Consider the following 18897-nt stretch of genomic DNA (forward strand, 5'->3'; position numbering starts at 1 on the left):
GCCACCGGGCTTTGTCGAGGACTAGGCCTCAGCGGTGCCTAGGCGTCCTGGGTGGCCATTGCGGCATCTGCACGGCGCTTGTCGAAGACCAGCGCGCCGACTTCCTGCTCGGCCTGGTTGCGGAAGGACAAATCGATGCCGGAGCGGTCGCGGATCAGGGTGACCGCGGTGAAGGAAATCGCAACAACAATCAGCAGGTAGACGGCCACGGCGGTGGTGCCGCCGGTGGCCTGCACCAGTGCCTGGGCGATGGTCGGTGCGAAAGCTCCACCAACGATCGCGCCGATCGCGTAGGAGATCGAGACCCCGGAGAAGCGCACCGAGGCAGGGAAGAGCTCGGAGTACAGGGCCGCCTGCGGGCCGTAGGTGAGCCCCAGGCCGATGGAGAACAGGCCGAAGGCCAGGTAGAGCAGGCCCAGCGAGCCGGAGTTCACCAGGGCGAAGACCGGGAACAGGCTGATGGCAAGGATGATGAACCCCAGCTGGTAGGTGCGCTTGCGCCCGATCTTGTCAGCCAGGAATCCGGCCACCAGGGTCATGATCAGCCAGATGGCGGCACCGAAGGCCACCGCCACGAGCACGTCGGTGCGCTCCAGGCCCACCGGGCCCTCGGGATCGGTGGTGTAGGACTGGAAGAATCCGCCGGTGGTCATGTACCCGGCGGCATTGTTGCCGGCGAACACCAGGGCCGCGATGATCACCAGCGGCCAGTGCTTCTTGAACAGCACCAGGATCGGCACATTGGTCTGCGCTTTGTGCTCGGCGATCTCTTCGAAGACCGGGGATTCGTCCACGGCGCGGCGCACGAAGTAGCCGACCAGGATCAACACGATCGACACGAGGAATGGCACGCGCCACCCCCAGGCCATGAAGGCCTCGCCGGGGGAGATCACGCCGGTCATCAGCGCCATGGTGCCCGAGGCGAGCAGCATGCCCAGCGGCACGCCGACCTGCGGGTAGGAGCCGGCACGGCCGCGGTGGCCTTCGGGGGCGTGCTCCACGGCCATCAGCACCGCGCCGCCCCATTCGCCGCCGGCGGAGATGCCCTGCAGGATGCGCAGCAGCAGCAGGAGCACCGGCGCCCACAGTCCGGCGGTTTCGTAGGTCGGCAGCACGCCGATCAGCGTGGTGGAGGCGCCCATCAGGGCCAGGGTGAGTACCAGCATGGCGCGGCGGCCGATCTTGTCTCCGAAGTGCCCGGCCAGAAACGCGCCGAGCGGACGGAAGAGGAAGGACAGGCCGACCGAGGCGAAGGAGATCAGCAGCGCGATCTCCTGGCCGGCCGGTTCGAAGAAGAGCTGGGAGAAGACCAGGCCGGCGGCGGTGGCGTAGATGAAGAAGTCGTACCACTCAACGGTGGTGCCGATGACGGTGGCGAAGGCGACGCGTCGTTGGTTCGCCTTGGCGGCGTGTGCTGTGCTCATGTAGCTTCCCTTGCGAGCGGGGCCCATCGCCCCTGCGTTGTGGATCACTTCAGTGTGACACCCGATACAGGTAAGGTAAACTTCAATTATCTGCAGAACTTCTGAAGGTGGGCTTATGTATTCGATGCGCCATTTGGAAATCATGGCCGAGCTGCCCGGGCATGGCACCCTGGGCTCGGCCGCCAGCGAATTGCGCATCTCCGAATCGGCCTTGTCGCAGGCCATCACCGCGATCGAAAGGCAGGCAGGGGAGAGCCTGTGCCTGCGCCGCAAGGCCCACGGTTTTTCGCTCACCGCCTCCGGGCATCACTTCGCGCAGATGGCCCGCAAGATCTTGGCCGAGGTCGGCGAACTGCGCGCCACCTTCCCGCAAACCGAGGGCGCGCTGCGCGGACCGGTCCGCTTCGGCTGCTTCGCCTCGCTCTCCCCGCACCTGATCCCGGCTACCCTGGAAGGGTTCGACCACCCCGAGGTGCAGCTCGATGTGCGGGTGGGAACCCATGACGAGCTGCTGCCTGCCCTGCGCAACGGGGAGCTGGACGTCGCCTTCGTCTACGACCTGCAGCTGCCCGCCGACATGGACAAGCAGCCGATCTACCAGACCGAGATGCAGGTGGTGCTGCACCCCGAGCACCGGCTGGCCAAGCTGAAGCGGCCGCTGGAACTGGCCGACCTGGCCGCGGAATCGCTGATCATGTACGAGTCCGAACCGAGCACCGAGCACCAGATGCAGCTCTTCGCCTCCCAGGGCCTGGTCCCGAAGATCACCGCCGCCGTCCCGCAGATGATCCTGGTCTCCGCCATGGTCGGGCGCGGGCTGGGCTACGGGCTGCTCATGCGCCGCCCGAACAACGCCGAAGTCTCCGTGGAGGGCCGGCCGCTGGCCTTCCGCGAGCTCAAGGCGCCGAACTACCCCAACGCGGTCGTGGCGATCACGCCCAGGGGAGTGCGCATCCCGGCCCGCGTGCAGGCGCTGATCGAGCACTGCACCTGCGCAATGGCTGAGTCCTGGTAGACGCGGGCCGTCGCCGCGCGGATAATGGCCACATGATTGGCACATGGCAGGCCATGGTCATCGACTGCGAGGACCCCGATGCACTGGCCGGATTCTATGAACAGCTCCTCGGAATGGTGCGCATCGACAACGAGCCCGACTGGGTCTCCATTGGCGATGCCCCGGATCATCCTGCGCTCGCCTTCCAAGCGGTCAGCCCGTACGTGGCCCCGCAATGGCCCGGGCATGTGCACCCGCAGCAGGCGCATATCGACGTCAAAGTCGCCGACCTGGATCTGGCTGAGGAGCAGGTGCTGCACCTGGGTGCCAAGGCCACCGGCGAAGGCACCAAGACCTTCAGGGTGTACCTGGATCCGCAGGACCACCCGTTCTGCCTGGTGAGCTGGTAGCCCCGTAGGCGATCCTCGCCGCCTGCAGCCGCGTGGAGACCCCGAGCTTGGCCAGCACCTGGGAGACGTGCGTCTTCACGGTGCTCTGCCCGATGCCCAGGCGCTGCGCCAGCTGCGGATTGCTCAGCCCTTCGCCGATGCCCTGCAGCACCTCGCGTTCCCTGCCGGTGAGCTCAGGCAGCGCCGCGGCCTCGGGCACGGCCAGCGCCCGGGCCAGGATCCGTGCAGTCACCTGCGGATCCAGCACCGATTCGCCGCGCGCGGCGGCCCGCACGCCGAAGATGATCTCCTGCGGCTGAGCGCTCTTGAGCAAGAACCCATGCGCGCCGGCCTGCAATGCGCCGAACAGGTATTCGTCGTCGTCGAAGGTCGTGAGCACCACGACCCGGTGCTTCTCGTGCAGCGCCTTGGTGGCCTCGATGCCATCGAGCACCGGCATGCGCAGGTCCATCAGGACCACGTCGGGGGACAGGGCCCGGGCCATGGACAGGGCCGAACGCCCGTCCGCCGCCTCGCCGACGACCTCCAGGTCCTCGGCGGCCTGCAGCACCAGCCGGATGCCCATGCGGACGGTGGCATGGTCATCGACGATCAGCACTTTCATTCGTCCTCCGTTGCTTCCGGGAATTGCACATGCACCGCGAACTGGGCGCCGCTGCGCAGCTCGAAACGACCGTTCAGCGCCGCGACGCGGGTCTTGATGTTCTCCAGCCCGGTCCCGGCGCCCGGGGTGGACCCGGCATCCCGGCCCCGAGGGTTGCGCGCGGTGATGGCCAGGTGACGGTCCTGGACCACGCGCAGCTCGAGCTCGGTGCCCGGGGCATGCTTGGCATGGTTGACCAGCAGCTCGGCGACCGTGCGGTGCGCGGCAGTGTGCACAGCCCGGGAGAAGCGCTGCGGCTGCGCCACCCGGTATTCGCAGCGCACCGGGCTGCCGAACCCTGCCACCAGCTCGGGCACATCCTCGATCCGCGCCTGCAGCGCAGGCCCGCCCGAATGCAGCATCCGCACCATTTCGGCCATGTCCTGCAGCCCGGACACCGACTCGTCGCGGATGCCCTGCAGCGGGGCACGCACTGCATCGGGCGCCGCGGGCAGCAGCGCGCCGGAAAGCAGTGCGATCGAGGAGAACCGCGCCGAAAGCACGTCATGCATCTCGCGGGCCAGCGCGGTGCGCTCCTGGACCCGGGAGAACTCATGCTCCGCCACCAGCTGGTCTTCTCGGGCCGCCGCCGCTAGCTGCACCGCCTGGACCCGCTGGGCTTCGGCCGTGGCCAGGTCCTTGGCTGTGCGCACATTCTGCGCCCAGAGCATCGGGGTGAACAGGATGAAGCCGGCCATGAACAGGCCCAGCACCACCTGTTGCGGATTGCCGCTGACCAGCCACGTCGCGATGGCCAGCACGATGGCGGCCAGGCACAGCAGCGCGAAGGCCACCGTCCGGACCCGGGCTGAGCCGAGCAGGAACAGGCCGAAGACGCACTCGAACACCAGGAAGTACCCGCCGATGCTGCCCACCGCCAGCAGGCCCACGCCGCACAGCAGCATGATCAGCGTGCTGGCGAGCAGGAACCGGCGGCGCAGCAGCACGGCGGCCAGGCCGATCAGCAGCAGCGGGATCCATTCGTAGCCGCGGATCGCGATCCACGGCGGGTTGGACAGCCCGGCCAGGTGCAGTACCACGGTCAGCACCAGATAGGTGCCGGCGACCTCGGGCTCCTTGTCGCCGCTGCCCAGCCGCCGAAGGAAGTTCATGCTTCCAGCATCCCCGACGCCCTGCCCGCCGGGTATCCCCCTTAAGGAGGAGATAGCGCAGACCACTGGCCGATACCGCGTTGCAGCGAGGCGCGGAAGAGTGGAAACCATGGACATCATCACGGGCCATCCCGAACTTTCCCTGGTCATCCTGGCGCTGATCGACTCGACGAGCATCGGCACCCTGGTCATCCCGCTGTGGCTGCTGCTGCGCGGGCGCCGTGAGGCCATCGCCAAGGTGCTGGCCTACCTGCTGGTCATCGCCGGGTTCTACTGGGTCATCGGGGTGCTGATGCGCAGCGGGCTGCTGCTCATCGACCCCAGCTTCTTCGAGCACCGGCTGGTCCGGCTGGCAGGGATGGCGATTGGCGCGCTGATGGTCATCTGGGCGCTGGCCTACCGCACCGACGCGCAGAAGGCTGCCAGCGCCCGGAAGAAAGCCGCGGCGCGCGTTGGCGCGGGGCCCGAAGCCCGCGCCCCGGAATCAACGGCGGCCACCGAGCAGGTGCCGCGGCGGCTGCGCGGCCGGGTGGGCGCCGCACTGGATACCCGCACCGGGTTGATCGCCCTGGCCCTGTTCGCGGGCCTCTTGGAGCTTCCCACGATGCTGCCCTACCTGGCGGCCGTCGGCGTGATGCAGGGCGCCGGGTGGGGCACCAGCGTGCAGCTGCTCGCGCTGGCCGGCTACTGCCTGGTGATGATCGTGCCTGCCTTGGCGCTGGTTGGCGCCCGTGCGCTGGCCGGCGCACGGATCGAGCTCTGGATGCAAAAGCTCGGGGACAAAGCCGGCGCCTACGCCCAGGAAACCCTGGGCTGGGTGGTGGGCATTGGCGGATTCCTGCTGATTCGCGCATCGCTTTCCGGGCAGGATCTGCACAGCTTGTTCGGCTAGCCACGCTGTGGGCGAAAGCGCGGGCCGCCAATTGGCCTGCGGTGGGCAGGTGGTGCGAGAATTGGTGCTATGGAACCTCTAGGCAGCAGCGCGAAGCAGGGCAAAAAAGTCACCCTCAACGCCTCAACTTTGGCAATGTCCGTCATGGTCATCGTCCTTCTGGTGGCAGTGGTCTTCGCCGCCAACTCCAATGAGATCGTCGGCTGGTTTGTCGTCGTCATCTCCGCCGGCTGGCTGCTGCTGGCCGCCTTCATGATGTTCGGCCTCAAGCGCGGGGCCGAGAAGATCAACAACTCGCTGCGCGAGGCGACCGCCGCGGCCACCCCACGTGCCCAGTCCGGCACGGTTGTGGTGGATGAATCCACCAGCCAGCGCGATATGAAGCTGGACCACTCGTTCAAGATCGTCCAGGTGCAGGCCCGGGTGATTTCCGAGCAGCGCGAGGCCAAGGGCCCCGAGTCCGAGGGCATGATCGACCGGGCGCTGGAGACGATCCAGATGACCGCGGCCAATGCGCGGGACATGATCAAGCCGGCCACGCCGATGGACGGCGAAATCATCGACTAGCTTCGAGGGCAACGCAGATGCGTTGCCCTTTCTCTTTCGGCTCAGGGGTGATCAGCGCGTAATCAGGCGCAGAATTTTGTAAGCTGGTTAGGTGATACCTACCAGCGTGGAAATTCTGAGCAAGGACGCCGGCGCACTGCGCGTCGCGTCGGTCAACGTCAATGGCATTCGCGCCGCCTACAAGCGCAATATGGCCGACTGGATCGCCGCCCGCGACGTGGACATCCTGTGCCTGCAGGAAGTGCGCGCACCGGATCAGGTGCTGCGCGATCTGATCGGCGAGGGCTGGTTCATCTTGCACGCCGAGGCCAAGGACAAGGGCCGCGCCGGGGTCGCGGTGCTCTCTCGCACGCAGCCGGTCGCCGTGCGCGAAAACATCGGCGAGGACTACTTCGCGCAATCCGGGCGCTGGGTTGAAGCGGACTTCGAGGTCAACGGCGAGATCTTCACCGTGGTCTCCGCCTACGTGCACTCCGGCGAGCTGGGCACGCAGAAGCAGGACGACAAGTACCGCTTCCTGCAGCGCATGAACGTGCGCCTGGTCGAGCTGAAAAACGAGAAGGACCACGTCCTGGTGGTGGGCGATCTGAACGTCGTGCACACCGAAAAGGACATCAAGAACTGGAAGCCGAACCACAATAAGCGCGCCGGCGTGATGGACGAGGAGATCGCCTACTTCGACGGCTTCTTCGGCCCGGAAATCGGCTACAAGGACGTGGCGCGCGAACTGGCCGGTGATGTGCAGGGCCCCTACACCTGGTGGTCCTTCCGCGGGCAGGCCTTCGACAACGACGCCGGGTGGCGCATCGACTACCATATGGCCACGCCCGCCCTGGCCGGCAAGGCCATCAAGTCCCACGTGGACCGTGCCTCCGCCTACGACGTGCGCTTCTCCGACCACGCACCGCTGGTCGTCGACTACCAGTTCTAGAAGGATTTCCATGCAAACCACCCGTCCCCGCGTCCTGTCCGGCATGCAGCCATCGGCTGATTCGCTGCACCTTGGCAACTACCTGGGCGCACTGGTCAACTGGGTCAAGGCCCAGGACGAGTTCGATTCGTTCTTCTTCATCCCGGACATGCACGCGATCACCGTGGCCCAGGACCCCGAAGACCTGCGCAACCGCACCCGCGTCACCGCCGCGCAGTACATCGCCGGCGGCATCGACGTGGAACGCTCCACGCTGTTCGTCCAGTCGCAGGTCCCCGAGCACGCGCAGCTGGCTTGGGTGCTGAACTGCATCACCGGTTTCGGCGAAGCCAGCCGCATGACCCAGTTCAAGGACAAGTCCTCCAAGGGCGGCGCGGATGCCGCCAGCGTCGGGCTGTTCACCTACCCGATCCTGATGGCCGCGGACATCCTGCTCTACCAGCCGCAGGGCGTGCCGGTGGGCGACGACCAGCGCCAGCATGTGGAGCTGGCCCGCGATTTGGCCAAGCGCTTCAACCACCGCTTCGGCGAAACCTTCGTGGTGCCCGAGGCGTTCATCCCGAAGGAGGGCGCGCGCATCTACGACCTGCAGAACCCGACCTCCAAGATGTCCAAGTCCGCCGAGTCCCCGGCCGGCCTGATCAACGTGCTCGACGAGCCCAAGCAGATCGCCAAGCGCATCAAGTCAGCGGTCACCGATGCTGGCAGCGTTGTCGCCTACGACAAGCAAGAGAAGCCGGGCGTTTCGAACCTGCTGGATATCCTGGCCGCCGTGACCGGCAAGCACGTGCCCCAGCTGGTCACCGAGTTCGAGGGCAAGATGTACGGGCACCTGAAGGTGGCCGTGGCCGATGCCGTGGTCGAGCGCCTGACCCCGATCCGCACCCGCACCCTGGAGCTGCTCGACGATCCGGCTGAGCTGGACCGCCTGCTGCTGGCTGGCGCCACCAAGGCCCGCGAAGTGGCCTCGAAGACCGTGGCCGATGTCTACCAGAAGGTCGGCTTCCTGCCGCCGCTGGGAATCTGATGGAATACACCCTGGGCGTCGTGATCCCGGTGCCGCAACCGCACCGGGATGCCCTGCGCGCGTGGCGCCAGGAATTCGGGGGAGCGGCCACCGAGCCGATCGCCCCGCATATCACCCTGGTGTCCGGGTCCTACCTCAATACCTGGGAGCAGGCCGCCGCGCAGGTGCGCCAGGTGGCGTCGGGCACGAAGCCGTTCACCATCGAGTTGGGCGCGGCACGCACTTTCCGCCCGGCCAGCGACGTGGTGTACCTGCCGCTGCTTTCCGGGGCCGATCACTGCTGGGCGCTGCACCGGCGGCTGCTGGGTGATGCGCTGCGGCACGAATCGTCCTTCGCCTACCATCCGCACCTGACCATCGCGCAGGACGTGCCGGCCGCGCAATTGGATGCCGCGCAGGCGGCGCTGTCCACAACGGACATGGTGTTCGAGGCGGATCGGGTGCAGCTCTTCGATACCCGCGGCGGGCAATGGAACCTCAGCGAGGACATCGACCTGGGGTCCTAGAAAAGGAAAAACGCCAGCCTCGCGGCTGGCGTTTTTCCTTTCGCTACTCGGCGCGCACGTTGGCCTCGATCTTCGCTCCGGTGTCCGCGTCGATGTTCTTCCAGTACGCGATCGCGTTGGACAGCACCGGCTCGATGACACCGTCCAATGCCTCGGTGACCGTCTGCACCAGTTCAGCGCGCTGGGCATCGTCCATCACCTCGCGGACCAGGATGCCGGGCTGGACGAAGTCCCCGTCGTCCCTGCGCAGCGTGTAGGCTTCGCGGACCAGTTCGCCGTCGGCTTCGAAGGATGTCTCCGCCGGACCGGTGTCATCGCTCCACGAGTCACCGAAGGAGTTCGGCGCGTAGACGCGGCGATCGCCGGTGTGCTCGTACGTCATATTGCCCTCGAAGTTGTAGGAGTGCACCGGGCACTTCGGCTGGTTGACCGGCAGCTGCTGGAAGTTGGTGCCGATGCGGTAGCGCTGCGCGTCAGCATAGGCGAAATTGCGTCCCAGCAGCATCTTGTCCGGGCTCATGCCCATGCCCGGGACCATGTTCCCGGGGGAGAAGGCGGCCTGCTCGATCTGCGCGAAGAAGTTCTCCGGGTTCCGGTTCAGCGTCATGGTGCCGACCTTGATCCGCGGGTAGTCCTTCTTGGACCAGACCTTGGTCAGGTCGAAGGGGTTGAACCGGTAGGTCTTGGCTTCCTCGTAGGGCATGATCTGCACGTACAGGTCCCACTGCGGGAAATTGCCGGACGCGATCGCGTCGAACAGGTCGCGGCGGTGGAAATCGGCGTCGGATCCGGCTAGTTCCTCGGCCTGCGCCCCGCCCATGGTCTCGAACTTCTCGGATTGCTTGTTCAGGAAGTGGTACTTGACCCAGAATTTTTCGCCGGCGGCATTGACCCACATGTAGGTGTGCGAGCCGTAGCCATTCATCTCGCGCCAGGTCTTGGGCAGGCCGCGCTGGCCCATGATGTAGGTGACCTGGTGGGCTGACTCTGGATTCTGCGTCCAGAAATCCCATTGCATGGTGCCATCGCGCAGCCCGGAATCGGGCAGCCGCTTCTGCGAGCGGATGAAGTGCGGGAACTTCATCGGGTCGCGCACGAAGAACACCGGGGTGTTGTTCCCGACCAGGTCGAAATTGCCCTCCGTGGTGTAGAACTTCATTGCGAAGCCGCGCACGTCGCGCCAGGTGTCGGGGGAGCCCAGCTCCCCGGCGACGGTGGAGAAGCGCATGAGCGTCTCGGTCTTCACCCCGGGCTGGAACAGGGCGGCCTTGGTGTACGCGGAGAGGTCCTCGGTGGTTTCGAATTCGCCGAAGGCCCCGGCACCCTTGGCGTGCGGGCGCCGTTCGGGCACGTTCATCCGGTTGAAGTGCTGCAGGGTCTCGATCAGATGGTGGTCGTGCAAGACGATGGGACCATCGGCGCCGACGGTCAGCGAGTTGCGGTCGCTGGCTGCCTTGATGCCGGCCTGGGTGGTGGATTCCGGTTTCTGGTTGCTTGCCATGAGTGCTCCTTGCTGTGCGGGGAAGGGCGGGTACTGCCCACCCTGCCATAGCTGGCCGAGGAACTAAAGGCATGCAAAAAGCCCGGACCAAATCCTCAGGAATGGTCCGGGCTCTTGAGCGCAGGTCTTAGACGGTGCGCGAGAGGATTGCCTGCTTGACCTCGGCGATCGCCTTGGTCACCTGGATGCCGCGTGGGCATGCTTCGGAGCAGTTGAAGGTGGTGCGGCAGCGCCACACGCCTTCCTTGTCGTTCAGGATCTCCAGGCGCATGTCGCCGGCATCATCGCGGGAGTCGAAGATGAAGCGGTGTGCGTTCACGATTGCAGCTGGGCCGAAGTACTGGCCATCGGTCCAGAATACTGGGCAGGAGCTGGTGCACGCAGCGCACAGGATGCACTTGGTGGTGTCGTCGAAGCGCTCGCGGTCCTCGGCGGACTGGTAGCGTTCCTTGGTTGGCTCGTGGCCCTTGGAGATCAGGAATGGCATGATCTCGCGGTAGGACTGGAAGAACGGTTCCATGTCGACGATGAGGTCCTTTTCAAGGGGCAGGCCCTTGATGGCTTCAACGGTGATCGGCTTGGTGGTGTCCAGGTCCTTGAGCAGGGTCTTGCAGGCCAGGCGGTTGCGGCCGTTGATGCGCATGGCATCGGAGCCGCAGACGCCGTGGGCGCAGGAGCGGCGGAAGGACAGCGTGCCGTCCTGTTCCCACTTGACCTTGTGCAGGGCATCGAGCACGCGGTCGGTGCCGTACATGGTCAGCTTGAAGTCTTCCCAGTAGGCATCCGCGGTGGCCTCTGGCAGGTAGCGGCGAACGCGCAGGGTGATGTCGAAGCTTGGGATTTCTCCGCCGCCGCCAACACCTGGCTTCAGCTCGATCTTTGACGCTGGTTCTGGCAGTTCGGTGCTCATTAGTACTTACGCTCCATTGGCTGGTAACGGGTAAAGACCACTGGCTTGGTCTCCATGCGGATGCCCTTGATGTCCTCGGTGACGGCTTCGCCATCGCGGTAGGACATCGAGTGCTTCATGAAGTTCTCGTCGTCGCGGTTCGGGAAGTCTTCGCGGTAGTGGCCGCCGCGGGATTCCTTGCGGTGCAGGGCCGCGACGGTGATGACCTCGGCCAAGTCGAGCAGGAAGCCCAGCTCGATGGCTTCGAGCAGATCCAGGTTGAAGCGCTTGCCCTTGTCCTGGACGCTGATGTTCTTGTAGCGGCGGCGCAGATCCTCGATCACGTCGCGGGCTTCCTTCAGCGAACGCTCGTCGCGGAACACCTGGACGTTGGCGTCCATGGTCTCCTGCAGGGTCGAGCGCAGGTCGGAGACGCGCTCGGTGCCGTTGCCGCTGAGCACGCCTTCGATCTGGGCGGTGACGAATGCTTCCGGGTTCTCTGGCAGCTCGACGAAGTCGGCGGTCTTGGAGTACTCGGCAGCAGCCACACCGGCACGCTTGCCGAACACGTTGATGTCCAGCAGGGAGTTGGTGCCCAGGCGGTTGGAGCCGTGCACCGAAACGCAGGCCACCTCGCCGGCGGCGAACAGGCCAGGAACGACGGTGTCGTTGTCCTGCAGCACCTCGGTGTTGATGTTGGTCGGCACGCCACCCATGGCGTAGTGCGCGGTGGGGTACACCGGCACTGGATCGGTGAATGGCTCCACACCCAGGTAGGTGCGGGCGAATTCGGTGATGTCAGGCAGCTTGGATTCGATGTGCTCTGGCTCCAGGTGGGTCAGATCCAGCAGCACGTAGTCCTTGTTAGGACCGCAACCGCGGCCTTCGCGCACTTCGTTGGCCATGGCGCGGGCCACGATGTCACGAGGCGCGAGGTCCTTGATGGTCGGGGCGTAGCGCTCCATGAAGCGCTCGCCATCCGAGTTGCGCAGGATCGCGCCTTCGCCGCGGGCACCCTCGGTGAGCAGGATGCCCAGGCCTGCAAGGCCCGTTGGGTGGAACTGGAAGAATTCCATGTCCTCCAGCGGCAGACCCGAACGGAAGGCGATGGACATGCCGTCGCCGGTCAGGGTGTGGGCGTTGGAGGTGGTCTTGAAGACCTTGCCGGCGCCGCCGGAGGCGAAGACCACGGACTTGGCCTGGAAGACGTGCAGTTCGCCGGTGGCCAGGTCGTAGGAGACGACGCCGGCGACGCGCTTCTGCTTGTAGGCGGTGCCGTCCTCGCGGTAGGCATCCTCTTCAACCATCAGCAGGTCGAGCACGTAGTACTCGTTGTAGAACTCGACGTTGTGCTTGACGCAGTTTTGGTACAGGGTCTGCAGAATCATGTGGCCGGTGCGGTCTGCTGCGTAGCAGGCGCGGCGCACGGCGGCTTTGCCGTGGTCGCGGGTGTGGCCACCGAAACGACGCTGGTCGATCTTGCCCTCAGGGGTGCGGTTGAAGGGCAGGCCCATCTTTTCCAGGTCGAGCACGGCGTCGATGGCTTCCTTGGCCATGACCTCGGCTGCGTCCTGGTCAACCAGGTAGTCGCCACCCTTGATGGTGTCGAAGGTGTGCCATTCCCAGTTGTCTTCCTCGACGTTGGCAAGCGCTGCGCACATGCCGCCCTGGGCTGCACCGGTGTGCGAGCGGGTTGGGTAAAGCTTGGTTAGCACTGCGGTGCGTGCGCGCTGACCGGATTCGATCGCTGCACGCATGCCTGCACCACCGGCACCGACGATGACTACGTCGTACTTATGTACCTGCATTCTTGATGCTCTCTTTTCTAAAAATCTATCTGGCTATCGGCTGAAACTAGGGGAGTTTCACAAGCACTGCTGCAGCTGGCTGCCAGCTACGCATGGATCGAAGGTGAAGATCACCAGGGAACCGAGCACGATGATGAAGATCGTTGCGACGTACAGGATGCCCTTGAGCCACGCACGGGTTGCGTGCTTCTCTGCGTAGTCGTTGATGATGGTGCGAACACCGTTGGTGCCGTGGAGCATGGCGAGCCACAGCAGAGCCAGGTCCCAGAACTGCCAGATTGGCGAGGCCCACTTGCCGGCGACGAAGCCGAAGCTGATGCCGGAGATGCCTTCTCCGACCATGAGGTTTGCGAAGAGGTGGCCGAAGATCAAAACGATCAGCACAACGCCGGACAGGCGCATGAACAGCCAAGCCAGCATCTCGAAGCTGCCGCGGGACTTTGGCCCGCGCTTGTACTTAGGATCAATGCGCTGGCTGCGCGGAGCAGGAATAGAAACGCTCATGGCTTAGTGGCTCCCAAATGCGATCGACAGGTGACGGATTGCGAAGCCCGCGAAGACGATAACCCAGAGGATCAGAACACCCCAGAGCATCTGGCGCTGGTACTTGGTGCCCTGCTTCCAGAAGTCAACCAGGATCAAACGCAGACCGTTGAATGCGTGGAAGAGGATTGCGGCAACCAGGCCGGTTTCACCCAACGCCATCCACGGGGTCTGATAGGTGCTGATGATTGCGTCATATGCATTGGCGTCAACGCGGACCATGGCCGTGTCCAGCACGTGCACCAGCAGATAGAGAAAAATAACGACACCGGTGACTCGGTGTCCCACCCAGGACCACATGCCTTCATGGCCGCGGTATAGGGTGCCTGACGAAGTCTTCGACACTGAACTAAACCTCCAAGGCTCGCAACGGCGCATGTGTATATTGCACACAATGAGATTTGACGCACTTGTGCGAGCGTTCCTTGTGCGAGTCTAAACCACTTGATGCACTGCAATCTATTTCGTGTCGAGTTCGTGTGAGGAGGTTCACCGAATCGCCGTGAAAATGCGCTCAATGGTTGAAATTCCGCTCGTAATAACACATGGATGCATTTCGTATTTCCGGTGTTTGCCAGATGTTGATGGGCCGGATTATCCACCGGATGAACTAGTCTGGAATGCGTGAATGCAGACCTATTATCCAGATTCCACGGCGTGATTCCCGCCGGAGGTGTCGGTACCCGATTGTGGCCCCTGTCCAGGGCATCCGCTCCCAAGTTTTTGCACGATCTCACCGGGTCGGGGTCAACCCTGATCCGTGCCACCTATGACCGGCTGGTGCCGCTGGCAGGCGAAAGCATCATGGTCGTCACCGGGCGGGCCCACCGCGGAGCCGTCGTGAGCCAGCTTCCCGAGCTGTGCGACGAGGATCTGGTCCTTGAGCCGGAGCCGCGCGACTCGGCCGCCGCCATCGGCTTGGCTGCCGCCATCCTCTACCGCCGCAACCCCGATATCATCATGGGCTCCTTCGCCGCCGACCAGGTGATCGAGCCGGTGGAAGTCTTCCAGGCCGCGCTGAGCGAAGCGATCCATACCGCCGCAACCGGCAAGATCGTGACCATTGGCATCCACCCCACCCACCCGTCCACCGGCTTCGGCTACATCCGCACCGGTGAACCACTGAATGTGCCCAACGCGCCGACCGCGCGCGGCGTCGTGGAGTTCGTGGAGAAGCCCGACGAGGACACTGCCCGCAAGTACCTGGCGGCCGGCGGGTTCTTCTGGAACGCCGGCATGTTCGTCGCTCCGGTCAGGCTGATGCTCAAGCACCTCGAAGCCAATGAGCCGCAGCTGTACTCGGGCCTGATGCAGATCGCCGACGCGTGGGACACCGATCGCCGCGACGAGCTCATGCGCGAGATCTGGCCGGGCCTGCCGAAGATCGCCATCGACTACGCGGTGGCCGAGCCTGCCGCCGAAGCCGGCGACGTGGCAGTGATTCCCGGGGTCTTCAACTGGGACGACGTGGGCGATTTCGCCGCGATCGGCCGCTTGAACAAGGCCAGTGCCGAGGAAGGGATCATCAACCTCGGCGACAAGCAGGTGCGCGTTTATGCCGATAACGCCACCGGCGTGGTCTACTCGGATCGCCCGCGGGTGATCGCGCTGGTGGGCATCGAGGATGTCGTGGTGGTGGATACCGCTGACGCGCTGCTGGTGACCACCAAAGAGCACGCGCAGAAGGTGAAGCAGACCGTCGAGGCGCTGAAGGCCGACGGGGCCACCGAGGTGCTCTAGGCTAGCCGCCGCTGGTGTTCACGCCGGGATGCGCCTTTCGAAACCGTGGCGTGTCTCGGTGTGATCTGTCGTGACTGGTTTGTGAATTTCTAACTGAATACTTCGGTAAAACCGCTTTGACCTGTTGTTTATCTTGAACTATTTTGTACGTCTGCAGGCATAAATAAAACTCGCTGCGCGCGGGCGGGTCCGGCGATCTGTGCCGGGTTGATACGTTGGACGGTATGACTACGGCCAAGATGAGTCCTGAATCGTCCATGCCCGAAAATAGCCGGATGAACAACAACCCGCTGGCGAGCAGCGGGCCACCCGGACCGCCCGACGCTGATCGAACCCGCATCAACAAGGTGGTGTTCTTCGGCTCGGCCCTGCTGGTGCTGGCTATCGCCCTGTGGGCGATGATCGACCGCGAGTCGGCCAGCAGCGTCATCACCGCCACGGTGGCCTGGATCGGCAAGAACTTCGGCTGGTACTACACCCTGATTGTTGTCACCGTCCTGGTCTTCGTGGTGGGCATCGCGATCTCCAAGGTCGGCAAGACCCGGCTCGGCCCAGACCACTCACGGCCGACCTTCAACATGTTCACCTGGGCGGCGATGCTCTTCGCCGCCGGCATCGGCATCGACTTGATGTTCTTCTCGGTCGCCGAACCGGTGACACAATACTTGGCGCCGCCAGCCATCGAGGGCTCGACCGTGCAGGCCGCGCGCCAGGCGATGGCCTGGACGCTGTTCCACTACGGCCTGCTCGGCTGGGGGCTGTATGCGTTGATCGGCCTGGCGCTGGGCTACTTCGCCTACCGCCACAACCTGCCGCTGTCCATCCGCTCGGCCCTCTACCCGATCCTGGGCCAGCGCACCGAAGGCTGGATCGGGCACAGCGTGGACATCGCGGCGATGCTCGGCACGATCTTCGGCATCGCGACCTCGCTGGGCATCGGGGTGGCGCAGCTGAACTACGGCCTGAATTTCATGTTCGGCATCCCGGAAAACCGCTCATGGCAGATCATCCTCATTGTCATCGCCGTGATCATGGCCACGGTCTCGGTGCTCACCGGTGTCGAGAAAGGCATCCGCCGGCTTTCCGAGCTCAACGTGCTGCTGTGCATCGCGCTGATGCTCTTCGTGCTGATCGCCGGTTCCACCGCGTACCTCTTCGATGGCATCGTGAACAACATCGGCGACAGCATCGCGATGTTCCCCTCGATGGCGCTGGATACCTTCGCCTACGACCGGCCCGATCAGTGGCTGAACGGCTGGACGCTGTTCTTCTGGGCCTGGTGGATCGCCTGGGCGCCGTTCGTCGGCCTGTTCCTGGCCCGGATCTCCCGTGGCCGCACCATCCGCCAGTTCGTCATCGCCGTGCTGGTGGTTCCCTTCGCATTCATCCTGCTGTGGATCTCGATCTTCGGCAACAGCGCGCTGGAGCTGGTCCGCTCCGGCAACGCCGCCTTCGGCGAGGTGGCCATGAATACCCCGGAACGAGCCTTCTACTCGCTGCTCGAGCAGCTGCCAGGCGCACCGATCACCGCGGCGATCGCGACCTTCACCGGGCTGCTGTTCTACGTCACCAGCGCCGACTCCGGTGCCCTGGTGATGGCCAATTTCACCTCGCACCTGAAAGATGCGCAGGCCGACGGATCCAAGCCGGTGCGCCTGTTCTGGTCGCTGGCCACCGGCCTGCTGACCCTGGGCATGCTCTTTGTGGACGGGGTTCCCACCCTCCAAGGAGCCACGGTGATCATGGGCCTGCCGTTCTCCTTCGTCCTGGTGTTCATCATGCTCGGCCTGTTCAAGTCCCTGCGGTTGGAAACCGCGCTGGCCGACAGCTACCAGAACAACATGCACAAGGTGCTCTCCAGCCGCATGGGATCCACCGCGGATCGGCGCAATTGGAAACAGCGCATGACGCGGGCCATGACCTATCCGGGGCATCGCTCGGCGGAGAAATTCCTGGCCGAGCTCGCCCTGCCGGCGCTGCAGGAAGTCAGCGAGGAATTCACCGTCCGCGGTGCGCAGGTCGCCTTGCAGGTCGAGCCGGTGGATCACCTGGAGTTGAATTCGCTGGACCTGGTGGTGGCCAATGGCGCCGAGCGCCCGTTCAAGTACCAGGTCTATCCGGTGCAATTGCCGGTGCCAAGTTTTGCCCGGGTTTCCTCGGGCAAGAACGTCTACTACCGCATCGAGGTCTTCTCGCAGGAAGGAAGCCACGGCTACGACCTGATGGGGCTGACCAAGGAGCAGCTGATCTGCGATGTGCTGGACCAGTACGAAGCGCATCTGGTGTTCCTCGAAACCCAGACCGAACTTGCCGGCCCGAGCCAGATCAATGCCAGCGGCGCCGCCAAGACGCACTGGGAAGCAGATTTTGAAACGACCCCGAAAGAAGAGGAAGCATGAGTTTTCCAAGCAACCAGAATCCGCGCCTGCACGGCGGGCAGACGCTGTTCATCAACGGCGTCTTCGAAGCAGCCAGCAGCGGCTCCACCCGTGCGATCACCTGCCCGGCCAACGGCGTCCAGGTCGCCACGGTCTCCGAGGCCGGCCAGGCCGACTCCGAGCGCGCCATCGCCGCGGCCCGCACGTCCTTCGACTCCGGAGTGTGGTCGCAGGTGCCCGCGGGGCAACGCGGCGACTTCCTGCTGAAGGTCGCCCAGAAGCTGGTGGAGCGCAAGGACGAATTCGCGCTGGCCGAAACCCTGGACACCGGCAAGCGGCTGGTGGAATCCGAAATTGATATGGATGACATCACCGCCTGTTTCCGCTACTTCGGCAAGCTGGCCGGAGCGGACGCCGGACGCCTGGTGGACGCGGGAGACGCGAACGTGCTCAGCCGGATCAGCTACGAGCCGGTGGGCGTGGCCGCGATGATCACCCCCTGGAACTACCCGCTGCTCCAGGCGGCATGGAAGATCGCCCCGGCGCTGGCTGCCGGCTGTTCCTTCGTGCTCAAGCCGGCAGAGCTCAGCCCTTCCACCGCGATCCTGATGATGGAGATCCTCGACGAGCTGGGCCTGCCAGCGGGCGTGGCCAACCTGGTGACCGGCACCGGTGCCGAAGCCGGCGCGATCCTCTCCGAGCACCGGGACGTCGACCTGGTGTCCTTCACCGGCGGCCTGGCCACCGGCCGCAAGGTGGCCGCGGCCGCTGCCGGCACGGTGAAGAAGGTCGCGCTGGAACTAGGCGGCAAGAACCCGAACGTCATCTTCGCCGATGCCGACTTCGACGCCGCGGTGGACAATGCGCTGAATGCTGCCTTCGTGCACTCCGGCCAGGTCTGCTCGGCCGGCGCCCGGCTGGTAGTGGAAGAAACCATCGCCGAGAAGTTCGTCGACGAGCTGGTGCGCCGGGCACGGCAGATCACCATCGGCCTGCCGTTCGATGAGCACGCCGAAACCGGCGCGCTGATCTCCGAAGACCACCTGGCCAAGGTGGACGCCTATGTGCAGGCGGGCATTGCCGAGGGGGCGCGCGTGCGCTGCGGCGGACGGCGGGCCACCGCCGAAGACGGCGCCGGCCTGGAGTCGGGCAGCTTCTACCTGCCCACCGTGCTGGATCAGGTCGCCCGCGGCATGTCGGTGGTCGTGGACGAAGCCTTCGGGCCGGTGGTCACCGTGGAAACCTTCAGCACCGAAGACGAGGCGGTGGGGATCGCCAACGACACCGACTACGGATTGGCCGGAGCGGTGTGGAGCCAGGACGCGTCCAAGACCCAGCGCGTGGCCGCCCGGCTGCGCCACGGCACCATCTGGATCAACGACTTCCACCCCTACCTGCCGCAGGCCGAATGGGGCGGCTTCGGCCAGTCGGGCGTAGGCCGCGAGCTGGGCCCCACCGGGCTGGGCGAATACCAGGAAGCCAAGCATATCTACCAGAACCTGGCCCCGCAGGTCACCGGTTGGTTCAAGTAA

At 64.9% G+C, this 18897-nt stretch carries 18 protein-coding genes; 10 read left to right on the forward strand and 8 right to left on the reverse strand.

The genetic code is table 11. The annotated features are described in order from the left end of the window. Positions 1–38: 38 nt before the first annotated feature. Positions 39–1424 carry an MFS transporter gene (locus tag OF385_RS03480; protein ID WP_264277001.1) on the reverse strand — a complete coding sequence of 462 codons (1386 nt, stop codon included), beginning with the start codon at positions 1422–1424 and terminating at the stop codon, positions 39–41. Between the two features lie 115 nt (positions 1425–1539). Here OF385_RS03480 and OF385_RS03485 point away from each other — a divergent pair, with 115 nt between their 5' ends. Continuing rightward, positions 1540–2439, forward strand: coding sequence for a LysR family transcriptional regulator (locus OF385_RS03485; RefSeq protein ID WP_264277002.1), 900 nt, complete (start codon positions 1540–1542; stop codon positions 2437–2439). A gap of 32 nt (positions 2440–2471) precedes the next feature. Further along, positions 2472–2828: a VOC family protein gene (locus OF385_RS03490; RefSeq protein WP_128469636.1), complete on the forward strand. Its 357-nt coding sequence runs from the start codon at positions 2472–2474 to the stop codon at positions 2826–2828. Here OF385_RS03490 and OF385_RS03495 read toward each other — a convergent pair. Then, entirely contained in the window at positions 2776–3432 is a 657-nt protein-coding gene (locus OF385_RS03495; RefSeq protein WP_264277003.1) for a response regulator, read from the reverse strand. The two genes, OF385_RS03490 and OF385_RS03495, sit on opposite strands and share 53 nt — an antisense overlap. Continuing rightward, a complete protein-coding gene (locus OF385_RS03500) occupies positions 3429–4733 on the reverse strand; it encodes a sensor histidine kinase (protein ID WP_264277004.1) in 1305 nt (434 codons plus the stop codon). The genes OF385_RS03495 and OF385_RS03500 overlap by 4 nt, the downstream gene beginning before the upstream one ends. Between OF385_RS03500 and OF385_RS03505 the strand changes: the two genes are divergently transcribed. The 5 genes from OF385_RS03505 to OF385_RS03525 all read left to right on the forward strand — a co-directional run bounded on the left by OF385_RS03505 (position 4693) and on the right by OF385_RS03525 (position 8506). Then, the gene (locus OF385_RS03505) at positions 4693–5475 is read left to right on the forward strand and encodes a GAP family protein (protein ID WP_264277005.1); all 783 of its coding nucleotides are present in this window, start codon (positions 4693–4695) and stop codon (positions 5473–5475) included. The genes OF385_RS03500 and OF385_RS03505 overlap by 41 nt on opposite strands. A 69-nt stretch (positions 5476–5544) precedes the next feature. After that, complete coding sequence (locus OF385_RS03510) at positions 5545–6042, forward strand: hypothetical protein (RefSeq protein WP_264277006.1); 498 nt, start codon at positions 5545–5547, stop codon at positions 6040–6042. A 115-nt stretch (positions 6043–6157) separates the two neighbouring features. Continuing rightward, complete coding sequence (locus OF385_RS03515) at positions 6158–6973, forward strand: exodeoxyribonuclease III (protein ID WP_413468142.1); 816 nt, start codon at positions 6158–6160, stop codon at positions 6971–6973. Positions 6974–6983: 10 nt separating this feature from the next. Then, complete coding sequence (trpS, locus tag OF385_RS03520) at positions 6984–8000, forward strand: tryptophan--tRNA ligase (protein ID WP_264277008.1); 1017 nt, start codon at positions 6984–6986, stop codon at positions 7998–8000. Beyond that, positions 8000–8506: a 2'-5' RNA ligase family protein gene (locus OF385_RS03525; protein WP_264277009.1), complete on the forward strand. Its 507-nt coding sequence runs from the start codon at positions 8000–8002 to the stop codon at positions 8504–8506. The genes trpS and OF385_RS03525 overlap by 1 nt, the downstream gene beginning before the upstream one ends. Before the next feature lie 43 nt (positions 8507–8549). Here OF385_RS03525 and OF385_RS03530 read toward each other — a convergent pair whose 3' ends face one another. The 5 genes from OF385_RS03530 to sdhC all read right to left on the reverse strand — a co-directional run bounded on the left by OF385_RS03530 (position 8550) and on the right by sdhC (position 13625). Continuing rightward, a complete protein-coding gene (locus OF385_RS03530) occupies positions 8550–10007 on the reverse strand; it encodes a catalase (protein WP_264277010.1) in 1458 nt (485 codons plus the stop codon). A 127-nt stretch (positions 10008–10134) separates the two neighbouring features. Beyond that, positions 10135–10917, reverse strand: coding sequence for a succinate dehydrogenase iron-sulfur subunit (locus OF385_RS03535; protein WP_264277011.1), 783 nt, complete (start codon positions 10915–10917; stop codon positions 10135–10137). After that, on the reverse strand, positions 10917–12704 hold the full coding sequence (sdhA, locus tag OF385_RS03540) for a succinate dehydrogenase flavoprotein subunit (RefSeq protein ID WP_264277012.1): 1788 nt from the start codon (positions 12702–12704) through the stop codon (positions 10917–10919). Before sdhA ends, OF385_RS03535 begins: the two co-directional genes overlap by 1 nt. 57 nt (positions 12705–12761) lie before the next feature. Next, positions 12762–13208 (reverse strand): succinate dehydrogenase hydrophobic membrane anchor subunit, encoded by a 447-nt coding sequence (locus tag OF385_RS03545; protein ID WP_264277013.1) that lies wholly within the window; start codon positions 13206–13208, stop codon positions 12762–12764. A gap of 3 nt (positions 13209–13211) precedes the next feature. Then, entirely contained in the window at positions 13212–13625 is a 414-nt protein-coding gene (sdhC, locus tag OF385_RS03550) for a succinate dehydrogenase, cytochrome b556 subunit (protein ID WP_370736825.1), read from the reverse strand. Between the two features lie 246 nt (positions 13626–13871). On the opposite strand from sdhC, the gene OF385_RS03555 reads away from it, so the two are divergent. The 3 genes from OF385_RS03555 to OF385_RS03565 all read left to right on the forward strand — a co-directional run bounded on the left by OF385_RS03555 (position 13872) and on the right by OF385_RS03565 (position 18897). After that, the gene (locus OF385_RS03555; RefSeq protein ID WP_264277014.1) at positions 13872–14987 is read left to right on the forward strand and encodes a mannose-1-phosphate guanylyltransferase; all 1116 of its coding nucleotides are present in this window, start codon (positions 13872–13874) and stop codon (positions 14985–14987) included. 224 nt (positions 14988–15211) lie between these two features. Continuing rightward, on the forward strand, positions 15212–17386 hold the full coding sequence (betT, locus tag OF385_RS03560; protein ID WP_413468079.1) for a choline BCCT transporter BetT: 2175 nt from the start codon (positions 15212–15214) through the stop codon (positions 17384–17386). Further along, the gene (locus OF385_RS03565; protein WP_264277015.1) at positions 17383–18897 is read left to right on the forward strand and encodes an aldehyde dehydrogenase family protein; all 1515 of its coding nucleotides are present in this window, start codon (positions 17383–17385) and stop codon (positions 18895–18897) included. Before betT ends, OF385_RS03565 begins: the two co-directional genes overlap by 4 nt.

The sequence above is a fragment of the Glutamicibacter sp. JL.03c genome, assembly GCF_025854375.1.
Taxonomy (GTDB): Bacteria; Actinomycetota; Actinomycetes; order Actinomycetales; family Micrococcaceae; genus Glutamicibacter.